Origin of the sequence: Methylophaga sp. UBA4204, assembly GCF_002379485.1 — a bacterium.
GTDB lineage: Bacteria > Pseudomonadota > Gammaproteobacteria > Nitrosococcales > Methylophagaceae > Methylophaga.
The window spans coordinates 330-1,072 of record NZ_DFTU01000096.1 but is presented as its reverse complement, the minus strand read 5'-3'; the positions used below and the strand labels follow the sequence as shown (position 1 = coordinate 1,072).

Sequence of the window (743 nt, the reverse complement as noted above, 5' to 3'; positions counted from 1 at the left end):
GATGACTATATTCGGGAGCATGGACAGGATTTACCGGAGATCCGTGATTGGCAATGGAATGGTTAGATTGGGTTTTACAGTTTGCCCCTCCAGTGTTGGAGGGGCATCAGGACTGGCCTCAGCTGTTATTGATGTAACTGATCGGCAGCAAATAATGTGTTTTCGAGCAATGTAGCCACAGTCATAGGACCGACACCACCCGGAACAGGTGTAATCCAGGCTGCTTTTTCGCTGGCTTTATCAAACTCAACGTCGCCTGTTAACTTCCCGTTTTCCAGTCGGTTAATACCCACATCAATCACTACGGCATCTTCGCGGATCCAGTCACCCGGAATAAAGTTGGGTTTGCCTACCGCGACAACCAACACTTCTGCACGACGAACATGGGATTCCAAATCTTTTGTCATACGATGACAAACGGTAGTCGTGCATCCAGCCAGTAACAGTTCAAGTCCCATTGGACGACCCACTATATTGGAAGCCCCAACGACTACTGCTTCTTTACCTCTAAGATCAATTCCAACAGATTGCATCATGGTAATCACACCTTTCGGTGTGCATGGACGTAAAAGTGGATTACGTTGAGCCAAGCGACCGATGTTATAAGGATGAAAACCATCCACATCTTTGTGCGGTGCAATATGTTCAATAATGACATCAGTATTGAAATGTGCTGGCAAAGGCAGTTGCACCAGAATGCCATCAATCTCATCGTCTTCATTCAGCTGTGTAATCAGGTCTAG

Annotated in this window: 1 protein-coding gene; it reads right to left on the bottom strand. The window is 46.6% G+C overall.

Annotated features, from left to right (window positions below):
- Positions 1 to 125 precede the first annotated feature (125 nt).
- Positions 126 to 743 (bottom strand): bifunctional methylenetetrahydrofolate dehydrogenase/methenyltetrahydrofolate cyclohydrolase FolD (gene folD / locus B3182_RS14470; RefSeq protein ID WP_292753274.1); only part of this gene is annotated, 618 nt, incomplete at its 5' end.